The organism is Solibacillus sp. FSL K6-1781 (assembly GCF_038630735.1).
In the GTDB taxonomy this organism is placed as follows: Bacteria; Bacillota; Bacilli; order Bacillales_A; family Planococcaceae; genus Solibacillus; species Solibacillus silvestris.
The window spans coordinates 3,462,931-3,480,280 of record NZ_CP152038.1 but is presented as its reverse complement, the minus strand read 5'-3'; the positions used below and the strand labels follow the sequence as shown (position 1 = coordinate 3,480,280).

Annotated in this window: 20 protein-coding genes; 19 read left to right on the top strand and 1 reads right to left on the bottom strand. The window is 41.2% G+C overall.

Translation table 11 applies throughout. The features are described 5' to 3' along the window. Positions 1–42: 42 nt before the first annotated feature. Positions 43–819 (bottom strand): enoyl-CoA hydratase-related protein, encoded by a 777-nt coding sequence (locus tag MHH37_RS17650; protein WP_014822759.1) that lies wholly within the window; start codon positions 817–819, stop codon positions 43–45. A gap of 119 nt (positions 820–938) precedes the next feature. Here MHH37_RS17650 and MHH37_RS17645 point away from each other — a divergent pair, with 119 nt between their 5' ends. The 19 genes from MHH37_RS17645 (at position 939) to rapZ (ending at position 17,349) form a co-directional block, all read left to right on the top strand. Beyond that, positions 939–2,177: an HDOD domain-containing protein gene (locus MHH37_RS17645; protein ID WP_342574076.1), complete on the top strand. Its 1,239-nt coding sequence runs from the start codon at positions 939–941 to the stop codon at positions 2,175–2,177. Positions 2,178–2,293: 116 nt separating this feature from the next. Continuing rightward, positions 2,294–3,148, top strand: coding sequence for a YitT family protein (locus MHH37_RS17640; RefSeq protein ID WP_342574075.1), 855 nt, complete (start codon positions 2,294–2,296; stop codon positions 3,146–3,148). Between the two features lie 51 nt (positions 3,149–3,199). Beyond that, the gene (cccB, locus tag MHH37_RS17635) at positions 3,200–3,511 is read left to right on the top strand and encodes a cytochrome c551 (protein ID WP_008406427.1); all 312 of its coding nucleotides are present in this window, start codon (positions 3,200–3,202) and stop codon (positions 3,509–3,511) included. A gap of 172 nt (positions 3,512–3,683) precedes the next feature. Next, on the top strand, positions 3,684–4,622 hold the full coding sequence (hprK, locus tag MHH37_RS17630; protein ID WP_008406426.1) for an HPr(Ser) kinase/phosphatase: 939 nt from the start codon (positions 3,684–3,686) through the stop codon (positions 4,620–4,622). 23 nt (positions 4,623–4,645) lie between these two features. After that, complete coding sequence (gene lgt, locus MHH37_RS17625) at positions 4,646–5,518, top strand: prolipoprotein diacylglyceryl transferase (RefSeq protein ID WP_008406425.1); 873 nt, start codon at positions 4,646–4,648, stop codon at positions 5,516–5,518. A 308-nt stretch (positions 5,519–5,826) separates the two neighbouring features. After that, on the top strand, positions 5,827–6,468 hold the full coding sequence (gene ppaX, locus MHH37_RS17620) for a pyrophosphatase PpaX (protein ID WP_014822764.1): 642 nt from the start codon (positions 5,827–5,829) through the stop codon (positions 6,466–6,468). A gap of 2 nt (positions 6,469–6,470) precedes the next feature. Then, positions 6,471–7,001 (top strand): acyltransferase, encoded by a 531-nt coding sequence (locus MHH37_RS17615; protein WP_087618296.1) that lies wholly within the window; start codon positions 6,471–6,473, stop codon positions 6,999–7,001. Between the two features lie 258 nt (positions 7,002–7,259). Continuing rightward, a complete protein-coding gene (locus MHH37_RS17610; RefSeq protein ID WP_065216727.1) occupies positions 7,260–8,420 on the top strand; it encodes an ATP phosphoribosyltransferase regulatory subunit in 1,161 nt (386 codons plus the stop codon). 4 nt (positions 8,421–8,424) lie between these two features. Next, positions 8,425–9,048, top strand: a complete 624-nt coding sequence (gene hisG, locus MHH37_RS17605; RefSeq protein ID WP_008406420.1) for an ATP phosphoribosyltransferase — start codon at positions 8,425–8,427, stop codon at positions 9,046–9,048. 14 nt (positions 9,049–9,062) lie between these two features. After that, positions 9,063–10,343, top strand: coding sequence for a histidinol dehydrogenase (hisD, locus tag MHH37_RS17600; protein WP_342574073.1), 1,281 nt, complete (start codon positions 9,063–9,065; stop codon positions 10,341–10,343). Next, positions 10,343–10,936: an imidazoleglycerol-phosphate dehydratase HisB gene (hisB, locus tag MHH37_RS17595; protein ID WP_008406417.1), complete on the top strand. Its 594-nt coding sequence runs from the start codon at positions 10,343–10,345 to the stop codon at positions 10,934–10,936. The genes hisD and hisB overlap by 1 nt, the downstream gene beginning before the upstream one ends. Beyond that, positions 10,933–11,553, top strand: a complete 621-nt coding sequence (hisH, locus tag MHH37_RS17590) for an imidazole glycerol phosphate synthase subunit HisH (RefSeq protein ID WP_342574071.1) — start codon at positions 10,933–10,935, stop codon at positions 11,551–11,553. The genes hisB and hisH overlap by 4 nt, the downstream gene beginning before the upstream one ends. Beyond that, the gene (gene hisF / locus MHH37_RS17585) at positions 11,547–12,305 is read left to right on the top strand and encodes an imidazole glycerol phosphate synthase subunit HisF (RefSeq protein WP_342574070.1); all 759 of its coding nucleotides are present in this window, start codon (positions 11,547–11,549) and stop codon (positions 12,303–12,305) included. Before hisH ends, hisF begins: the two co-directional genes overlap by 7 nt. Then, positions 12,302–12,919, top strand: coding sequence for a bifunctional phosphoribosyl-AMP cyclohydrolase/phosphoribosyl-ATP diphosphatase HisIE (gene hisIE, locus MHH37_RS17580; RefSeq protein ID WP_342574069.1), 618 nt, complete (start codon positions 12,302–12,304; stop codon positions 12,917–12,919). Before hisF ends, hisIE begins: the two co-directional genes overlap by 4 nt. Before the next feature lie 185 nt (positions 12,920–13,104). Next, positions 13,105–14,631, top strand: a complete 1,527-nt coding sequence (locus MHH37_RS17575; protein WP_342574068.1) for a tetratricopeptide repeat protein — start codon at positions 13,105–13,107, stop codon at positions 14,629–14,631. Between the two features lie 76 nt (positions 14,632–14,707). Beyond that, entirely contained in the window at positions 14,708–15,652 is a 945-nt protein-coding gene (gene trxB, locus MHH37_RS17570; RefSeq protein WP_342574067.1) for a thioredoxin-disulfide reductase, read from the top strand. A gap of 51 nt (positions 15,653–15,703) precedes the next feature. Continuing rightward, a complete protein-coding gene (locus MHH37_RS17565; protein ID WP_342574066.1) occupies positions 15,704–15,931 on the top strand; it encodes a hypothetical protein in 228 nt (75 codons plus the stop codon). Between the two features lie 51 nt (positions 15,932–15,982). Beyond that, positions 15,983–16,453 (top strand): 8-oxo-dGTP diphosphatase, encoded by a 471-nt coding sequence (locus MHH37_RS17560; protein WP_342574065.1) that lies wholly within the window; start codon positions 15,983–15,985, stop codon positions 16,451–16,453. A gap of 14 nt (positions 16,454–16,467) precedes the next feature. Then, positions 16,468–17,349: an RNase adapter RapZ gene (gene rapZ / locus MHH37_RS17555; protein ID WP_008406403.1), complete on the top strand. Its 882-nt coding sequence runs from the start codon at positions 16,468–16,470 to the stop codon at positions 17,347–17,349. Position 17,350: the final 1 nt, after the last annotated feature.

Below are 17,350 nucleotides of genomic sequence, written 5' to 3'. Positions count from 1 at the left end.
CAGGGTGTCCCATTGGTGGGCACCCTATTTATATGAGTGGGTTTATCTACCTTTAAACTGAGGTGGCCTTTTTTCAGCAAAGGCATTCAGTGCTTCAATCCGGTCTTCGGTAGGAATTGTCAGTTCATATGCTTTTCGTTCAATTTGGAGACCTGTTTGAATATCTGTTTTCATCCCTTGTTTTACAGCAAATTTAGCCTGCTGTATCGCAATCGGCGCATTTCTTAAAATAAGTGCGGCAAAGTCGGCCGTCACTTCATGTAAACTTTCGACAGGTGCCACTTTTGTAACAACCCCATAGTCAAGTGCTTCATGCGCAGTCATCCGCTTTGCTGTCAAAATTAGCTCCAATGCTTTCGCTTCGCCGATTAAGCGCGGCAGTCGCTGTGTTCCGCCTGCACCCGGGATGATGCCTAAGCCTGTTTCCGTTAAGCCAAGTGAAACTGTATCAGCAGCGATACGGAAATCACAGGCAAGTGCAAGCTCAAGTCCGCCGCCGAAGGCATAGCCATTTAGTACACAAATCGTCGGTTGCGGTAATTGCTCAATAAGTGTGAATACTTCCCCGAACCGGTTTAAGTTGCGTTTTACAAGTGTATCCGGCAATGTTTTACGTTCTTTTAAATCCGCACCAACTGAAAAGGCTTTATCACCGGAACCTGTAATAATGACAAGACGAATGTCAGGGTGGATTTGAATGGATTCCATGACATTGCGTAATTGTTCCAGCATTTCATAATTAAAGGCGTTTAACATATCGGGGCGATCAAGTGTTACATATGCAATAAAGTCTTTTTGCTCATATTTTACAGTGTTCACATTTACTGCCTCCTTGAATTTTGTTAATCTAGTTTTATAGTACATTGGAAAATTGTAAAATAACAGCAATTTCCATAATAATTAGAGAGAAAATAAACGAGTATTGGGGAAATTACAAAATGGAAGTATTTGTTGGGCGACAACCTATATTTAACAAACATGAAGAAATCGTAGCATATGAGTTGTTGTATCGAAATAATTACACCAACCAGTTTCCGAATATTGATGCAGATAAAGCAACCGTTGAGCTGATCATTAATTCATTTCTTTCGATTGGCATTAAGGAGCTGGCCAATGGAAAGCCATCTTTCATTAACTTTACGGGAAACCTGATTATGCAGGATTCAATAGACGTTATTGAACCCGAACAAATTGTCATTGAAATATTGGAAAATATTCCGATTACAATGGAATTGATCGAACGGCTCAAACAATTAAAAAATGCGGGAAATAAAATTGCGCTTGATGATTTTGTCATTAATGATGAAGTTTTGATCTATGATGAACTCTTTCCGCAAATCGATTATATAAAAATCGATTTTTTACATAGTGGTGAACATGAGAGAACTGCAATTGAAAATACAATTAAATCGAAATTTCCTCATATTAAGCTATTGGCAGAAAAAGTAGAGACGCGTGAGCAGTATAATATTGCTAAACAATCGGGCTATTCTTTATTTCAAGGCTATTTTTTTGAAAAGCCGCAAATACTGACAGCGACAGACATACCGGCAAATCTGTTTCAATATTTTCAGATTATCTCGTTGTTGCGGGAAGATGAGGCCAATATCGATGTATTGGCGAATCATATTGAACGGGAAATTTCATTATCGTACCGGTTGCTCAAATTAATCAATGGTTCATCGAGACGTTCGAAAACGAAAGTCCGCTCGATTAAACAGGCCATATTATTACTAGGGTTAACGGAATTGCGGAGATGGATTTATTTACTGGCGATGCGGGAATCGGACGTGAATCGAAATAATGATGTGTTTCAGGAGTTAATGTATGCATCGTTGTTCAGAGCAAAAGTCTGTGAGAAAGTTGCCCGTCGTAACTACAAAAAGAATTTCTCGGAATATTTTTTAGTTGGTCTGTTTTCATTGATTGATTCTTTATTAAAACGGCCGATGAATGCAATTGTTTCGCAGTTGCCGCTATCGGAAACGATTTTGGAAACAATCTCTGGTGAACATACGGAAATGACGCCGTATTTACAATTTGGGACGGCTTTAAGCAAATTGGACTGGGAAAGTATTATTCCATTATCTCGTAAATTAAACATACCGGTCGAAGGGCTTTTGCCGATGTATGAAGAAGTGAAAGCATGGGTAGATGAGGCACTAATAATCCAATAAAAGTAATAAAGAAGGCGTCCTTTTGTAGGGCGCTTTTCCTTTAGTTTGATGAAGTTCTCATTTTATGTAGGATTTGTTATAATTCAATGGAATTTACAAAAGAAGCGAGGATTTGTATGACATATAGCTCACAGAGTTCAGTGAAAAACAGTGTAATGGAATATGTATTTGTTATTGTCGGTGCAGCAATCATTGCGTTTGGCTTTAATGTGTTTCTATTTCCAAACCAAGTCGCATCCGGCGGAGTAAGCGGGATCAGTACGATCTTGCATGGAATGTTCGGATGGAATGCCGGGATTGTTCAATATGCATTCAATATTCCTTTATTTATAGCAGGCGTGCTTGTACTAGGAAAAAAATTCGGGATTAAATCCTTTATTGGTACGATTGCCCTTCCTTTTTTCGTTATATTAACGGAGAGCTGGGATCCATGGACGCTGAATCCGTTATTAGGGGCTATTTTTGGCGGGATTGTTGTAGGTTTAGGGATAGGTCTTGTTTTTAAAGGGAATGCTTCAACTGGTGGGACGGATTTGCTTGCCCAAATTATTACGAAGTATACAGGTTTAACATTAGGGACAAGCGTGCTGTTAATCGATGGCCTCATTGCGGTAAGTGCAGCAATTGTGTTTGACCTTGAAAAAGGACTGTATGCGTTAATCGGCCTATATGTCACGACAAAAACGATTGATATTGTGCAACTTGGTTTTAGCCAATCTAAAATGGTTTACATTATTTCACAAAAAGAAACAGAAGTGCGCGATGCGATTTATAAAGAGATCAATCGCGGGATTACAAGACTTCCTGCATTTGGAGGGTATACGGGTGAGGAGCGCCCGGTTTTAATGGTCGTAGTTTATCAAACAGAGTTCACAAGGTTGAAACAAGTGTTAAAAACCGTGGATCCTCAAGCATTTGTCATCGTTTCGGATGCATATGAAGTGCTAGGGGAAGGTTTCAAAAAAGTATAAGTTTGTTATAATGGTTAGTGGAATAGTAGTTCATTTTTGGAGGGGTTCAGAATGAAAAAGAGTTTACTTACATTAGTTTTCGGCTCGGCAATTTTTCTTGCTGCATGTGGTGGAGACGATACGGCTACAAACGGCGAAACAGCTGAAATCGATGGTAAAAATGTCGTTCAGCAATCATGCGCAACATGCCATGGCGGTCAATTACAAGGCGGCAGTGCACCGGCATTAAATCAATTAGGGGCAAAATATTCGGAAGAAGAGATTTTGGATATTATTTTAAATGGTAAAGACCGTATGCCTCCTGGGATTGTAAAAGGCGAAAAAGCGGAAGCGGCTGCAGAGTATTTATCAACATTAAAGTAGTGTATACATAAAAAAGATGGAGCTTTTTTCGCTTCATCTTTTTTTACCTTTTCAGCGAATTGCTAAATGATGTGATTGATAATTTAAAAAACTAAGCGCGTTATATATTGGAAATGGGATAGACATGATAAAATACAGTGGAGATGCTAGAAGATAGGAGCGTACCAAATTTATGATTCAAGTAATTGCGAAAGATGTTATGGAAAAGTTTAATTTGGAGCTAGTCAGTGGGGAAGCCGGAGTTGGGCGATACATAACGACGAGTGATATATCCCGCCCAGGTTTGGAAATGGCCGGCTATTTTACACATTATCCAGCTGATCGTGTTCAGCTGTTAGGTAAAACAGAGCTCTCATTTTTCGAAATGTTGCCTGAAGAGGAAAAAAGAAGCCGGATGAAGCAGCTTTGTTCGGATGAAACACCAGCGATTATTATTTCGCGCGATTTGGACGTGCCTCAGGAACTGATTGATGCATCGAATGAAAATCATGTCCCTGTGCTCGTGACAAAGCTGACGACGACTAGATTTTCAAGCCGGTTGACGAACTTTTTGGAAAGCAAGCTTGCGCCAACAACTGCCATTCATGGGGTTCTCGTTGATGTTTATGGAATTGGTGTACTTATCATTGGTAAAAGTGGTGTCGGGAAAAGTGAGACGGCACTCGAGCTTGTGAAAAAAGGGCATCGGTTAGTGGCAGATGATAGTGTGGAAATTCGTCAGGAAGGCGAAAACATGCTTGTTGGATTCCCGCCTCCATTATTGGAACATCTGCTGGAAATTCGCGGTATCGGCATTATCGATATTATGACATTGTTCGGTGCAAGTGCGGTGCGTCCATACAAGCGTATTACTTTGATAATAGAGCTTGAAAATTGGGATCCGGATAAGTTTTATGATCGTCTAGGGCTGGATGAGGAGAAAATGAAAATTATTGATTCAGAAGTAACGAAGCTGACAATTCCAGTACAGCCTGGTCGAAATGTATCAGTAATTATCGAAGTAGCTGCGATGAATTACCGTCTGAAGAAAATGGGAGTCAATGCAGCTGAGGAATTTTCACGTCGTCTGGACGATATGCTTGTTCCAAATGATGAAATAGACGATTATTAATATGTAGTTGAAGGGAGAAGTTTATGGTTACAAATTTATTAGCAATTAATCCGGTGGCATTCCACTTAGGACCAATACCGGTGAACTGGTACGGAATCATTATCGGGCTCGGTATTGTCGTTGCCTATTTTCTCGCACAAAAAGAGTCGGTCCGCCGTGGATTAGATCCGGAGTTTTTCGCCGATCTGCTCATTTGGGCGATTCCGATTTCAATCCTTTCAGCCCGCGTATATTACGTTGTGATGAAGTGGGACTACTATAGTCAACATCCGGGTAGTATCATTCAAATTTGGAATGGCGGTATTGCGATCCATGGTGCATTAATCGGTGCGTTTATTACAGCATACATATTTACGAAAAAGCGTAAAGTGAGCTTCTTGAAACTGGCCGATATTGCGGCACCAAGTATTCTCGTTGGTCAAATTATTGGGCGATGGGGCAATTTCGTAAATCAGGAAGCTTATGGCGGCCCTGTATCACGAGAATTTTTGGAAGGCTTGTTTTTACCGAATTGGCTGATCGAACAAATGTACATTAGTGAAGATGGGAACTATGTACATCCGACTTTTTTGTATGAATCATTATGGAATGTAGTCGGTTTAGTCATTTTGCTGTTTGCCCGTAAATTAAACTGGCGACGCGGCGAAATGTTTTTCTTCTATTTAATCTGGTATTCAATCGGACGTTTCTACATCGAAGGCTTACGAACAGATAGCTTATACTTAGTGGGCGATTTGCGCTCTGCTCAAGTTGTTTCAATCATCGGTATTACGGTCGGTATTATTGCCATTGTTTATCGCCGTATGAAAGTAAAACCGGTTATCCACTATTTAGATGAGGAAAAACCTGCTGCGACGAAAAATAATAATAAAAATAAGAAGAGCAAGAAGAAGTAATTTTTGTTAGAAGTTAAGTAAGTAAGCGAAATAAATAAAAAAGCTGGTTGATTGGAATCGAGGGGAGGCGACTCCTGCGGGAACAGCAAAATTTATTTTGCGACGAAAGCGAAGCGGCAGGAGCACCGACGCCTGAGACGTTCGTGTAAGGCCGTGCCCGCGGAAAGCGTCCGACCTGAAATGGAAATCAACCCCCTATTAAGTAGGGAAATAATTCTTGAAATAAAAATTACCGCCATTTAGGGAAATACTAGTTAACACCGTTTGCATTAGTGCGAGCGGTTTTTTAAAAGGGAGCATTCTTCAGTATGAAAACAAAAGCATTGCTGTTTGATTTTGACGGCACATTATTAAATACAAACGATTTAATCATCCAGACATTCATGTATATTTTTGACGAAAAATTTCCCGGGCAATATTCGACAGAAGACTGCCTAAGATTCATTGGTCCGTCATTAAAACAGACGTTTGACGAATTAACACCTGGTGAAACCGATGTTATGATCGGGAAATATAAAGAGTGGAACGCCATCAACCATGACCGTTTAGTAACAAGCTATGATGCAGTAGTCGAAACATTGGAAGAGCTCCATAAATTAGGGGTCAAAATGGCGATTGTTTCAACGAAGAGCAGAGAAAGTCTTGCCCGTGGTTTAAAAGTGCTTTGTGCGGAACAGTTCTTTGATGTTATCGTCGGGTTAGATGACGTGGAGCATGTGAAACCACATCCGGAACCGGTTCTTTTAGCATTGCAAAAGCTAGGTATTGAAAAAGAGGAAGCGATCATGATTGGCGACAATTCACATGATATTGAGGGCGGACAAAATGCAGGTGTCCGAACAGCGGGGGTTGCGTGGTCTGCTAAAGGTGTCGATTATTTAATGTCCTATGAGCCAACCTATATGCTTCATCATATGCGTGATTTATTGGAAATTGTGAAAGGGGAGTAGGCATGCGCAGAACAGAACGCTACAAAGTTCAAGGTGCGAATTCATTATGGAAAGTTTATAATACCGTTTCCTTTTGGAAAGTAATGAAATGTTTTATTGTTATTCAAATTGGACGGGTTACTCCAGTTATGGCCTGGAAAAACTGGCTGTACCGCTCGTTTTTAAAAATGAAAATCGGCAAGCAGACATCCTTGGCATTGATGGTAATGCCTGATTCCATGTTTCCAGAACGCATTTCAGTTGGTGATAATTCGATCATTGGCTTTAATACGACCATTTTAGCACATGAATATTTAATCGAAGAATACCGGTTAGGTGATGTCGAAATTGGCAGCAATGTGATGGTTGGTGCAAACTCAACCATTTTACCGGGTGTGAAAATTGGAGACGGTGCAATCGTTTCTGCCGCGACATTGGTTCATAAAGACGTACCAGCTGGCGCAATGGCAGGCGGCAACCCGATGCGCATTATTTTTACCGCGGAACAAATGGCAGAACGAAAAATGAATGACAAGCCGGTTTGGCAAAATTGATTATAGAATATCCATTTTTCTTAAAGGAGAGATGGATATTTTTTATGTCTTTTCCGCCAGTAAACTTAAATTGCCAAAATATGATGTATAATATAAAAATATATCAGAAAATTAAATTAACTAAATATTTGTATGAATCCATTGACTACAAACATAAGTAGCAGTAAAATACTTTCATACACTAGTGATTTAACACTCTAGTATACTAAAGTGTAGTATACAGACTTTTACCAAGTATAAAAATTAGGATGTGTGAAAATGTCATCGATTAAAATGTTTGAAAAGCCACTTGGAATGCGTGATACGTTACCGGAAATCTATGAAAAACTAGAATTAATCCGCACGACAGGTCGAGCACTGCTGCGTGAACGCGGCTATGAATTAATTAAAACACCATCTGTAGAATATTATGATACGGTCGGGAAAGCATCTGCAATTTCCGATGCCCGACTTTTTAAATTGGTGGACAGCCAAGGGAATACGCTTGTACTACGACCTGATATGACAACACCGATTGCCCGTGTTGCGACTTCGAAATTACTGAAAGAGAAAATACCGCAACGTCTTGCCTATTTTGCCAATGTATTCCGTGCGCAGCAGCGTGAAGGGGGACGCCCGGCTGAATTTGATCAAATGGGAATCGAACTGATCGGCGACAATTCTGTGTATGCCGATGCGGAAGTCATCATGACGGCAATCGATTTAGTAAAGGCGTATCAAATTACAGATTTCAAAGTAACAATTGGACATGCAGGTGTATTGAGCTGCATTTTAAAGGACTATACAGAAAGTGATGCACAGGCAGATGATTTAAATGATCTTCTCGTTCAACGAAATTTTGTCGGGTTTGAAGAAGCCGTACTGGCATTTGATTTACCGAAAACAAAATCCGATGCGCTGTTAGCCTATATTGCAGATGCAATCAGCCTACCTTCTATTGAAGCAATTGAAAAATATGTGCGCAAAAATGATGCGCTGGAATATATGCGAAACTTGGCCAGAATTTTGGATGCTGCCGGTTATGAAGAGTACATCGCATTTGATTTTACATTATCAAGCCATATGAGTTATTACACAGGAATGTTATTTGAAGTGTTTGCTTCAGGCAGTGGGTTCCCGTTAGGAAATGGCGGACGTTATGACGGCTTAATGCAGCACTTTGGCTCACAAGTTGGGGCAACAGGCTTTGGATTACGCGTTGACCGTGTCTTTGAAGCAATGCCAAAAATCAAAGTTGAAAAAGATGAAGTACTTGTATTGTTCACGGCAGAGCGTTTTGCTGAAGCACTGGAGGCAGTACAACAGTTGCGCGCACAAGGAAAGCAAGTGACATTCCAATCCTATGAAGGCATCGAAAATATCGAGGCATTAAAAGCACACTTTAAAATAATTAATGAATACAATAGCAGGGAGGCATAAACAAATGACACAGCTAACAATTGCGATGCCAAAAGGCCGTATTTTTGAAGAAGCTTATGAAATGTTGCTTGAGGCTGGCTTTAACCTTCCTGAAGAAGTGGAAATGTCACGTAAACTCATGATTGAAATACCTGAGGAAAACATTAGCTTTATTTTAGCGAAACCGATGGACGTACCGGTTTATGTCGAGCATGGGGTGGCAGATATCGGAATTGCGGGTAAAGATGTTTTACTGGAGCAGCGCCGAACTGTCCATGAGCTGCTCGATTTAAAAATTAGCGAATGCTATATTGCTTCAGCGGGTTTGCCGAATACAACAATTAACGAGATTGCGCCGCGCATTGCGACGAAATATCCGAATATTGCGATGAAGTATTATAAAGGAATCGGCGAGCAGGTTGAGATTATTGAGCTGAACGGATCGATTGAACTGGCACCGATGATTGGTCTTGCGGATCGTATTGTCGACATCGTTTCAACGGGACGTACATTGAAGGAAAACGGCTTAGTGGAATATGAGCATATTGCCGAAGTTTCATCCCGTTTAATCGCCAATCCTGTAAGCTATCGCATGAAAAGTGACCGCATTCAAGATTTAGTGACACGCTTGAAAAAATGTGTGAAATAAGAGGGGCCAATGAGATGAAAATAACAATTTTGGAGAACGATATTTCTTTAAAACGCCAACTCGAGCAAGGCAATGAACAACAGCTGCAAACGGTACGTGAAGTCATTCAGGATGTACGTACGAAAGGTGATGCGGCGATTAAATATTATAGTGAAAAATGGGACGGTTTTGCGCCTGAAAACTTACGCGTAGCCGAATGTGAAATCATCGAAGCGGTTAAAAGTTTTGATCCGCAATTATACGGCGATTTACAAGAAGCAGCAGATAATATTTATCGTTATCATGATAAACAAAAACGTACGGGCTTCCAGTTGCCGTTAGAAGACGGTTCGTATTTAGGGCAACGAATTACACCGCTTGATGCAGTAGGGTTATATGTACCTGGCGGATCAGCAGCTTATCCATCTTCTGTATTAATGAATGTCATCCCGGCACAAGTTGCGGGAGTGAAACGCATTGTCATTACTTCACCTGCAGGAAATGACGGGAAATTGCCGGACGCTGTACTTGTTGCGGCCCATATTTTAGGTGTGACGGAAATTTATAAAGTAGGCGGTGCACAGGCGATTGCAGCACTAGCATACGGAACGGAAACGATTGCCCCTGTCGATAAAATTACAGGTCCGGGAAATATATTTGTAGCATTGGCAAAGCGTGAAGTATTCGGTGAGGTGGCCATTGATATGATTGCCGGTCCATCTGAAATTTGTATTTTAGCGGATGAAAGTGCCTATGCCGATGAAATTGCTGCAGATCTTCTATCACAGGCAGAGCATGATGCATTAGCATGTGCTGTTTTGATCACAACAAGTGATGATTTGGCAGATGCAGTGGCAGATCAAGTCGAGATTCAATTGTCAAAATTACCGCGACAGGCGATTGCGCGAAAATCGATTGAAAACTTCGGTCATATTTACGTAGCAGAATCTATGAAGGATGCTGTACGTGCTGTCAATTCATTGGCACCTGAACATTTGGAAGTCATTACAGAAAATGCTGAAAAGGTTTCGAAAATGATTACGCATGCGGGTGCGATTTTTATCGGCCGCTATAGTTCGGAGCCGGTAGGGGATTACTTTGCAGGCACGAACCACGTATTACCGACAAACTCAACAGCGCGCTTTGCAAGTGGCTTAAATGTCGATGATTTTATTAAACGCACGAGCGTTGTTTATTATAGCGAAAAAACTTGGCAACAAAATGCGCCGAAGATTGCGCGTCTTGCACGACTGGAAGGGTTGGAAGGACATGCAAGAGCGGTAGAATCGCGCGGCTGGGATAAAGGAGAAGAATAATGACACGTTTTTCAAAAATCGAACGCGATACAAATGAAACAAAAATTAAAGTAGAGCTCAACTTGGACGGTACAGGTCAAGCCGACATTAAAACAGGTGTTGGCTTTATGGACCATATGCTCGATTTATTTATAAAGCATGGATTGTTTGACGGCAAAATACTGGCCGATGGGGATACATGGATTGATGATCACCATACGACAGAAGATATCGGAATTGTGTTAGGACAAGCATTCCGTGAAGCGTTAGGTGATAAAAAAGGAATTAAACGCTACGGTACTGCATTTGTACCGATGGATGACGCGTTAGCACAAGTTGTCGTTGACTGCTCAAACCGTCCGCATTTGGAATATCGCGTTACACCGGAGCTCAATGCGAAAGTAGGGAACTTTGATACAGAGCTTGTCCATGAATTTTTATGGAAGTTTGCACTGGAAGCCCGCATTAACCTGCATGTCATCGTTCCTTATGGCCATAATACACACCATATTATTGAAGCGATTTTTAAAGCAACGGCACGTGCATTGGATGCAGCGGTAGAGATCGACCCACGTGTAAAAGGTGTGCCATCAACAAAGGGGCTGTTAACGTGAAAATAGGTGTAATTGATTATGGAATGGGCAATCTGTTTAGTGTCGAGCAGGCATTAAAGCGATTGGATGTACAAGTAATTGTTTCAAGTAATATTGAACAGCTGGAAGCGGCGGATGCTTATGTACTGCCGGGTGTAGGTGCATTTCCGGATGCGATGAAGCGCCTGGAAGAAACGGGGTTCATCGATTTCATTAAAAAGACGAAAAAGCCGCTGCTTGGCATTTGCCTTGGGATGCAGCTATTGTTCGAGGAAAGTGATGAGGTGGAGCAAACGAAAGGTCTTGGTATTTTCAAAGGACGTATTCAGCGCTTTACTGATGTTACCCGCATACCGCATATGGGCTGGAATGAGCTGAAATTAAAGCAAACACCAGAATGGTTAGATAAAGAAGACTTGCCGCAAGAACGCCATGTCTACTTTGTTCACTCGTTTTATGCGAGCGGCATCGATGAGATGGAGCTGATCGCCTCAGCTGATTATGAGCACGTACAAGTACCGGGCATCGTGGCAAAAGATAATTTTACAGGTATGCAGTTCCATCCAGAAAAGTCAGGGCCGTTTGGTGTGTATTTATTGACGGCTTGGACACAGGGAGTGAAAGAGGGCGTATGTTAACAAAACGAATTATTCCATGTCTTGATGTTAAAGAAGGACGAGTTGTAAAAGGGGTACAGTTTGTAGAGTTGCGTGATGCAGGCGATCCTGTCGAGTTAGCTAAATTTTATGATGAGCAAGGCGCCGATGAGCTCGTATTTCTCGATATTTCCGCTTCACATGAAGGACGGGAAACGATGGTCGATGTTGTCCGTCAAACGGCAGCAACATTGGCGATTCCGTTTACAGTAGGCGGTGGAATCCGAACGATCGATGATATGAAACGTATTTTACGTGCGGGTGCCGATAAAGTATCGGTCAACACATCTGCACTGGAACGCCCGCAGCTCATAAAAGAAGGTGCGGATCACTTCGGGGCACAATGTATCGTTTGTGCAATCGATGCGAGGTACAGCGAAGAAGACGGCACATGGATGGTATATACTCATGGCGGCCGCAATAAAACGACATGGACAGCAGTCGATTGGGCGAAAGAAGCGGTACGACTAGGTGCAGGAGAAATTCTTCTTACATCGATGAATCAAGACGGCGAGAAATCAGGCTTTGACCTAGAATTAACGAAAGCGGTACGTGATGCGGTAACTGTACCTGTCATCGCTAGCGGTGGAGCAGGGAATGCCGAACACTTCCGTGCAGTATTGCAAGATGTTGATACAGATGCCGCATTGGCAGCGAGTATTTTCCACTATAAAGAAACAAGCATAGCAGAAGTGAAAAGCTACTTAAAAGAAAAAGGGGTTCGTGTACGATGAACGTAAATTTTAATGATCAAGGCTTAATTACAGCCGTAGTACAAGATGCACAGTCAAAAGAAGTATTAACAGTAGCTTATATGAACGAAGAGTCACTCCAAAAAACGATTGAAACGAATGAAACATGGTTCTATTCACGTTCTCGTCAGGAGCTTTGGCATAAAGGGGAAACGAGCGGCAACACGCAAAAAGTAGTTTCGATTAAAACAGACTGTGACAAGGATGCGCTCGTTATTGAAGTGATACCAGCTGGCCCGGCTTGTCATAACGGAACGACTTCATGCTTTACTGAAAGCTTGGTAGAAAACGAACGTCCAGGTTCTGTCGCGATTCTTCCGCAGCTAGTAGAAGTGATTAAACAGCGTGAAATCGATATGCCTGAAGGGGCGTACACAACATATTTATTCGATAAAGGAATCGATAAAATCTGTAAAAAAGTCGGCGAAGAAGCTACAGAAGTTGTCATCGGTGCGAAAAACCGTGACGTAGAAGAAGTGAAATGGGAATCGGCAGATCTTCTTTATCACTTATTAGTTCTACTTCAAGAGCAAAAAGTCGATGTATATGAAGTGCTGGATGTATTGCAAAAACGCCATGAAGGAAAGAAGCAGTAACTACTGGAAAATTAACACCGCTTTGTCAGACGTGTTTTTAGTACATATGTGCCGGATATGCTATAATAGTTAGAATTGATTAAGGGACCACACCTGTGCGTTCCTTATTTCTTTGTTTACAAACAAATGACCTGCGTATTTGATGATATAGAATGTATTGAACGGAATGACTCGGAGGAATATTATTGGAAAATAAACGTTTAAAAACAAAAGTTACTAATGTCGTGTCGTTTGTTCCGAATGGTGATTATTATTACAATAAAGCTTTAAAGGCAATTGAACGAGACGAAATGGATAAAGCATATAAATTTATTAAGCGCGCGGCGGATTTAAGTCCGGATGACGCGCATGTGTTATTACAGTACGGAATTCTTGAAATGGAACTGCAAAATTTCGAGCATGCATATGAGTTGATTCACACAGCCTATAGTTTAGAGCCGAATGAATCCGAAATCATCTTTATGATGGCGGAAGTGTCAGGCTGTATGGGTCATATTGCTGATGCCCAAAAATACGCAGCCCAATATTTAGAAATGGAACCTAATGGCACATATACGGAAGACGCCTCCGAAATATTGGAGTTTGTCGATTATGTGGGCGAAGATATGGATGACATGGATGAATTTGATGGGGCGAAGCATGTGGCACAGGAAAAAGCCCGCCGCCATATGGAGCAGGGCGATTTTAAAACAGCAATCGAAATGCTGGAGCAAATCATTGAAGAGTATCCAGACCTTTGGAATGCGTATAATAATCTGGCGTTAGCCTATTTTTATGTCGGTGAGGCAGAACAGGCACGCGCACTTCTATATCGAGTGCTGCGTGAAAACCAAGGCAATCTTCACGCACTTTGCAACTTGGCTGTCTTTGCATATTACGAAAAAAGCAGTGAAGAGCTGAATGAACTGGTCGGTTTATTGAAGAAAATCCAACCGTTCGATTGGGAAAACCGTTATAAGCTCGGTGCGACATTTGCGTTAATCGGGCAGTATGAAGAAGCCTATAAATGGCTGCGCTCTATGAGTAAGAAAGGTTATGATGGAGAGCCTGGCTTTTATTTCTGGCTTGCCCAGTCAGCCTACTTCTCAGGACATGAAACGATTGCTAAAGAAGCGTGGAAAATGCTCATACAGTTGGATCCATCAAAAGAAGGGATGGAACCGTGGGCAAATGGTGAAGGCTCTATTTTACGAAATTCCGCGGAAAATCATCGTGACTTCATCATTCGTCAACTAACAGATGAGCACCAGTCAAGCCGATTATTTGGCATGTTTTTATTGAAGCGTTCGGCACATAAACAGGAAATTGTCGCTCACCCTTCTATTTTAAATGTCTCAAATTTTACGGCTATCGAAAAACTTTGCCTGGCATATGCACTGGACTATGACTTCAGTAACGGCAGCAAGGAAGAAAAGCAATTCCTGCGTTTTATGGAAGTAGCTGAGCAGATTACAGAAGTAAATGATTCGATTTCTTTAGAGGTCGCGCAAGTGTTAAGTACATGGTTTGCACTTGGGGAAATTGCATTCGAACAAGGCTATTCGTTTAAAAACAGCGCGGCTCTGGCTGCTGCTGTTGAATATTCGTTCCATGTAGCACTGGAAAACAAAGTGACGAAAAAAGCAGTGGCGGGCAAATATAATATTTCAACTGCAACATTATCGAAATACAATGATGAATTATATGAATTTGTACCGTCGGACTTTGAATAGGCAGTATATTTGTATTTATACAAGCAATCTTATACGATAAAAATATAGAAAAGGTATACGCAAGAGGAGGATCTTCATGTCAGAAGAAAAAATTTATGATGTAGTCATTATCGGAGCAGGGCCAGCAGGTATGACTGCTGCGGTATATGCATCGCGCGCCAACTTATCAACATTAATGATTGAACGTGGGATTCCCGGCGGACAAATGGCTAATACAGAAGCAGTGGAAAACTATCCAGGCTTTGATACAATTTTAGGGCCGGAATTATCGACAAAAATGTTTGAGCATGCGAAAAAATTCGGTGCTGAATATGCATACGGTGATGTAAATGAAATCATCGATGGTGAAGAATATAAAATTATCGTTTCTGGTAAAAAACAATATAAAACACGCACGATTATTATTACAACAGGTGCGGAATACAAAAAACTAGGCATTCCTGGCGAAACAGAGCTTGGCGGCCGCGGTGTAAGTTATTGTGCTGTATGTGATGGCGCATTCTTCAAACAAAAGAAACTAATCGTAATCGGCGGGGGCGACTCTGCAGTTGAAGAAGGTATTTACTTAACACGTTTTGCGGATAAAGTAACAATCGTACACCGTCGCGATAAACTTCGCGCACAAAAGATTATTCAGGACCGTGCATTTGCCAATGAAAAAATTGACTTCATCTGGAACACAACAGTAAAAGAAATTCATGAAGTTGACGGTAAAGTAGGGAAAGTGACGTTAGTTTCAACAGTTGACGGCTCTGAAACGGAAGAGGCTGCAGATGGCGTATTCGTATATGTCGGCATGCTTCCATTAACAGCGCCATTTGCTTCTTTAAATATTTTAAATGAAGCAGGCTATATTGTAACAAACGAGAAAATGGAAACATCAATTCCGGGTATTTATGCAGCGGGCGATGTTCGTGATAAAATGCTGCGTCAAATTGTAACAGCTACAGGTGACGGCAGTATTGCAGCACAATCAGCGCAACATTACGTGGAAGAAATAAAAGAAAAGATAAATCAATAATTCTTTAATATAAATGTAATCATATCGTTACAAAATAAGGGTATACTAAAAGTGGAATTTGTTTTAACCCCCTTATTTTTTTATCCTAAGGTTGTTTCAAGCGTGCTTGCGCTGAAGCAACCTCTTTTTTTGTGGCTTTCCGGCACAAATGTTGACTTTAGAAATGAAACGCTTGCTTTTACGGAATGCATAGGACAAGGTATAATAGAAATAAGCTTTAGAAAAACACAATTCGCTGCACAAAGCGAAATTGTGTCTTTACTTATGTGGAATTCGTGAAATATTAGTTATTCACTTATCCCATTAAATGAAAAAGTTGAGGTGTTGTGTATGCAACGTATTACAAATTTACTCGCTATTAAAGATGGTCAAGTGTTACTGCTGCAAAAACCGAGAAGAGGCTGGTTTGTGGCACCCGGTGGGAAAATGGAGCCAGGAGAATCCATCTATGACTCCGCTATACGCGAATTTCAGGAAGAGACGAATCTAACACCAAAAGACGTTCATTTAAAAGGTGTATACACAATGGTTATCAAAAATGGAGATACAGTCGTCGATGAGTGGATGCTGTACACATTTATCGCAACTGATGTTGAAGGAATACCATTTGTCGAAACGCGGGAAGGCATTTTAAGCTGGTATGAAATTGAACGTTTAAAGGATCTTCCGATGGCGGCAGGTGACCGTACGAATTTATTATTTGCAGCATTAAATCAAGGTACGCAATATGGTACATTTGAATATACAGAGGATTTTGAGCTAATCAGCGAAAAAATTCAAAACTCGACGGAACAAAACTAGAGGAGATGAAATAAGTGGCTAGTTCGAGCTATACACATGAGTTAGTGATTATTACAGGAATGTCAGGGGCGGGCAAAACGGTTGCAGTTCAAAGTTTTGAGGATCTAGGTTATTACTGTGTAGATAACTTACCTCCGGAGCTTTTAACTACTTTTTTAGCGCTAATGAAGGATTCCGAAAAAAAGATTTCACGTATGGCAGTTGTTATGGATTTACGTGGGAGAGAATTTTTTGGCTCATTGATCGAATCGCTCGACGCACTACTGGACGAAGAAGATATTTTACTCCGTATTTTATTTTTGGAATCCGATGATGCCACATTAGTTCGGCGCTATAAAGAATCACGCCGATCACATCCGCTTGCACCTCAGGGATTACCGCTGGAAGGGATTCAAATGGAGCGCGAACTGCTCTCTGAAGTAAAAGGGCGTGCCAAATCGATCGTCAATACCTCCCAGTTAAAACCACGGGAATTACGTGAACGTATCGCCCAGGAATTCAGCAATATGAGCAGTCCTACGTTTTCGTTAAACATTATGTCATTTGGATTTAAGCATGGGCTGCCGATTGATGCAGATTTAGTATTCGATGTTCGCTTTTTGAAAAATCCTTACTATGTTGAAGAATTGCGACATAAAACAGGGCTACAAACAGAAGTATCCTCTTACGTACTAGCAACAGAAGAAACACAACAGCTAATTGCCAAACTGACTGACTTGTTCACATTCATGATTCCTCATTACCGTAATGAAGGCAAATCACAGCTTGTCATCGCTTTCGGCTGTACGGGCGGGCAACATCGCTCCGTTACACTTGCTGAATACTTCGGGAAGCTATTGGCAAAAAATGATCAAGTCATCGTTACACATAGAGATATCAATCATAGGAAGGATTGAT

Bases quoted from the DNA above. Each gene is read 5' to 3' on its own strand.
- trxB (WP_342574067.1), top strand. From the start codon at position 14,708: ATGTCAGAAGAAAAAATTTATGATGTAGTCATTATCGGAGCAGGGCCA.
- hisB (WP_008406417.1), top strand. From the start codon at position 10,343: ATGACACGTTTTTCAAAAATCGAACGCGATACAAATGAAACAAAAATT.
- MHH37_RS17610 (WP_065216727.1), top strand. From the start codon at position 7,260: ATGTCATCGATTAAAATGTTTGAAAAGCCACTTGGAATGCGTGATACG.
- MHH37_RS17645 (WP_342574076.1), top strand. From the start codon at position 939: ATGGAAGTATTTGTTGGGCGACAACCTATATTTAACAAACATGAAGAA.
- ppaX (WP_014822764.1), top strand. From the start codon at position 5,827: ATGAAAACAAAAGCATTGCTGTTTGATTTTGACGGCACATTATTAAAT.
- MHH37_RS17640 (WP_342574075.1), top strand. From the start codon at position 2,294: ATGACATATAGCTCACAGAGTTCAGTGAAAAACAGTGTAATGGAATAT.
- hisD (WP_342574073.1), top strand. From the start codon at position 9,063: ATGAAAATAACAATTTTGGAGAACGATATTTCTTTAAAACGCCAACTC.
- hisG (WP_008406420.1), top strand. From the start codon at position 8,425: ATGACACAGCTAACAATTGCGATGCCAAAAGGCCGTATTTTTGAAGAA.
- MHH37_RS17615 (WP_087618296.1), top strand. From the start codon at position 6,471: ATGCGCAGAACAGAACGCTACAAAGTTCAAGGTGCGAATTCATTATGG.
- MHH37_RS17560 (WP_342574065.1), top strand. From the start codon at position 15,983: ATGCAACGTATTACAAATTTACTCGCTATTAAAGATGGTCAAGTGTTA.
- hisF (WP_342574070.1), top strand. From the start codon at position 11,547: ATGTTAACAAAACGAATTATTCCATGTCTTGATGTTAAAGAAGGACGA.
- hisIE (WP_342574069.1), top strand. From the start codon at position 12,302: ATGAACGTAAATTTTAATGATCAAGGCTTAATTACAGCCGTAGTACAA.
- hprK (WP_008406426.1), top strand. From the start codon at position 3,684: ATGATTCAAGTAATTGCGAAAGATGTTATGGAAAAGTTTAATTTGGAG.
- cccB (WP_008406427.1), top strand. From the start codon at position 3,200: ATGAAAAAGAGTTTACTTACATTAGTTTTCGGCTCGGCAATTTTTCTT.
- lgt (WP_008406425.1), top strand. From the start codon at position 4,646: ATGGTTACAAATTTATTAGCAATTAATCCGGTGGCATTCCACTTAGGA.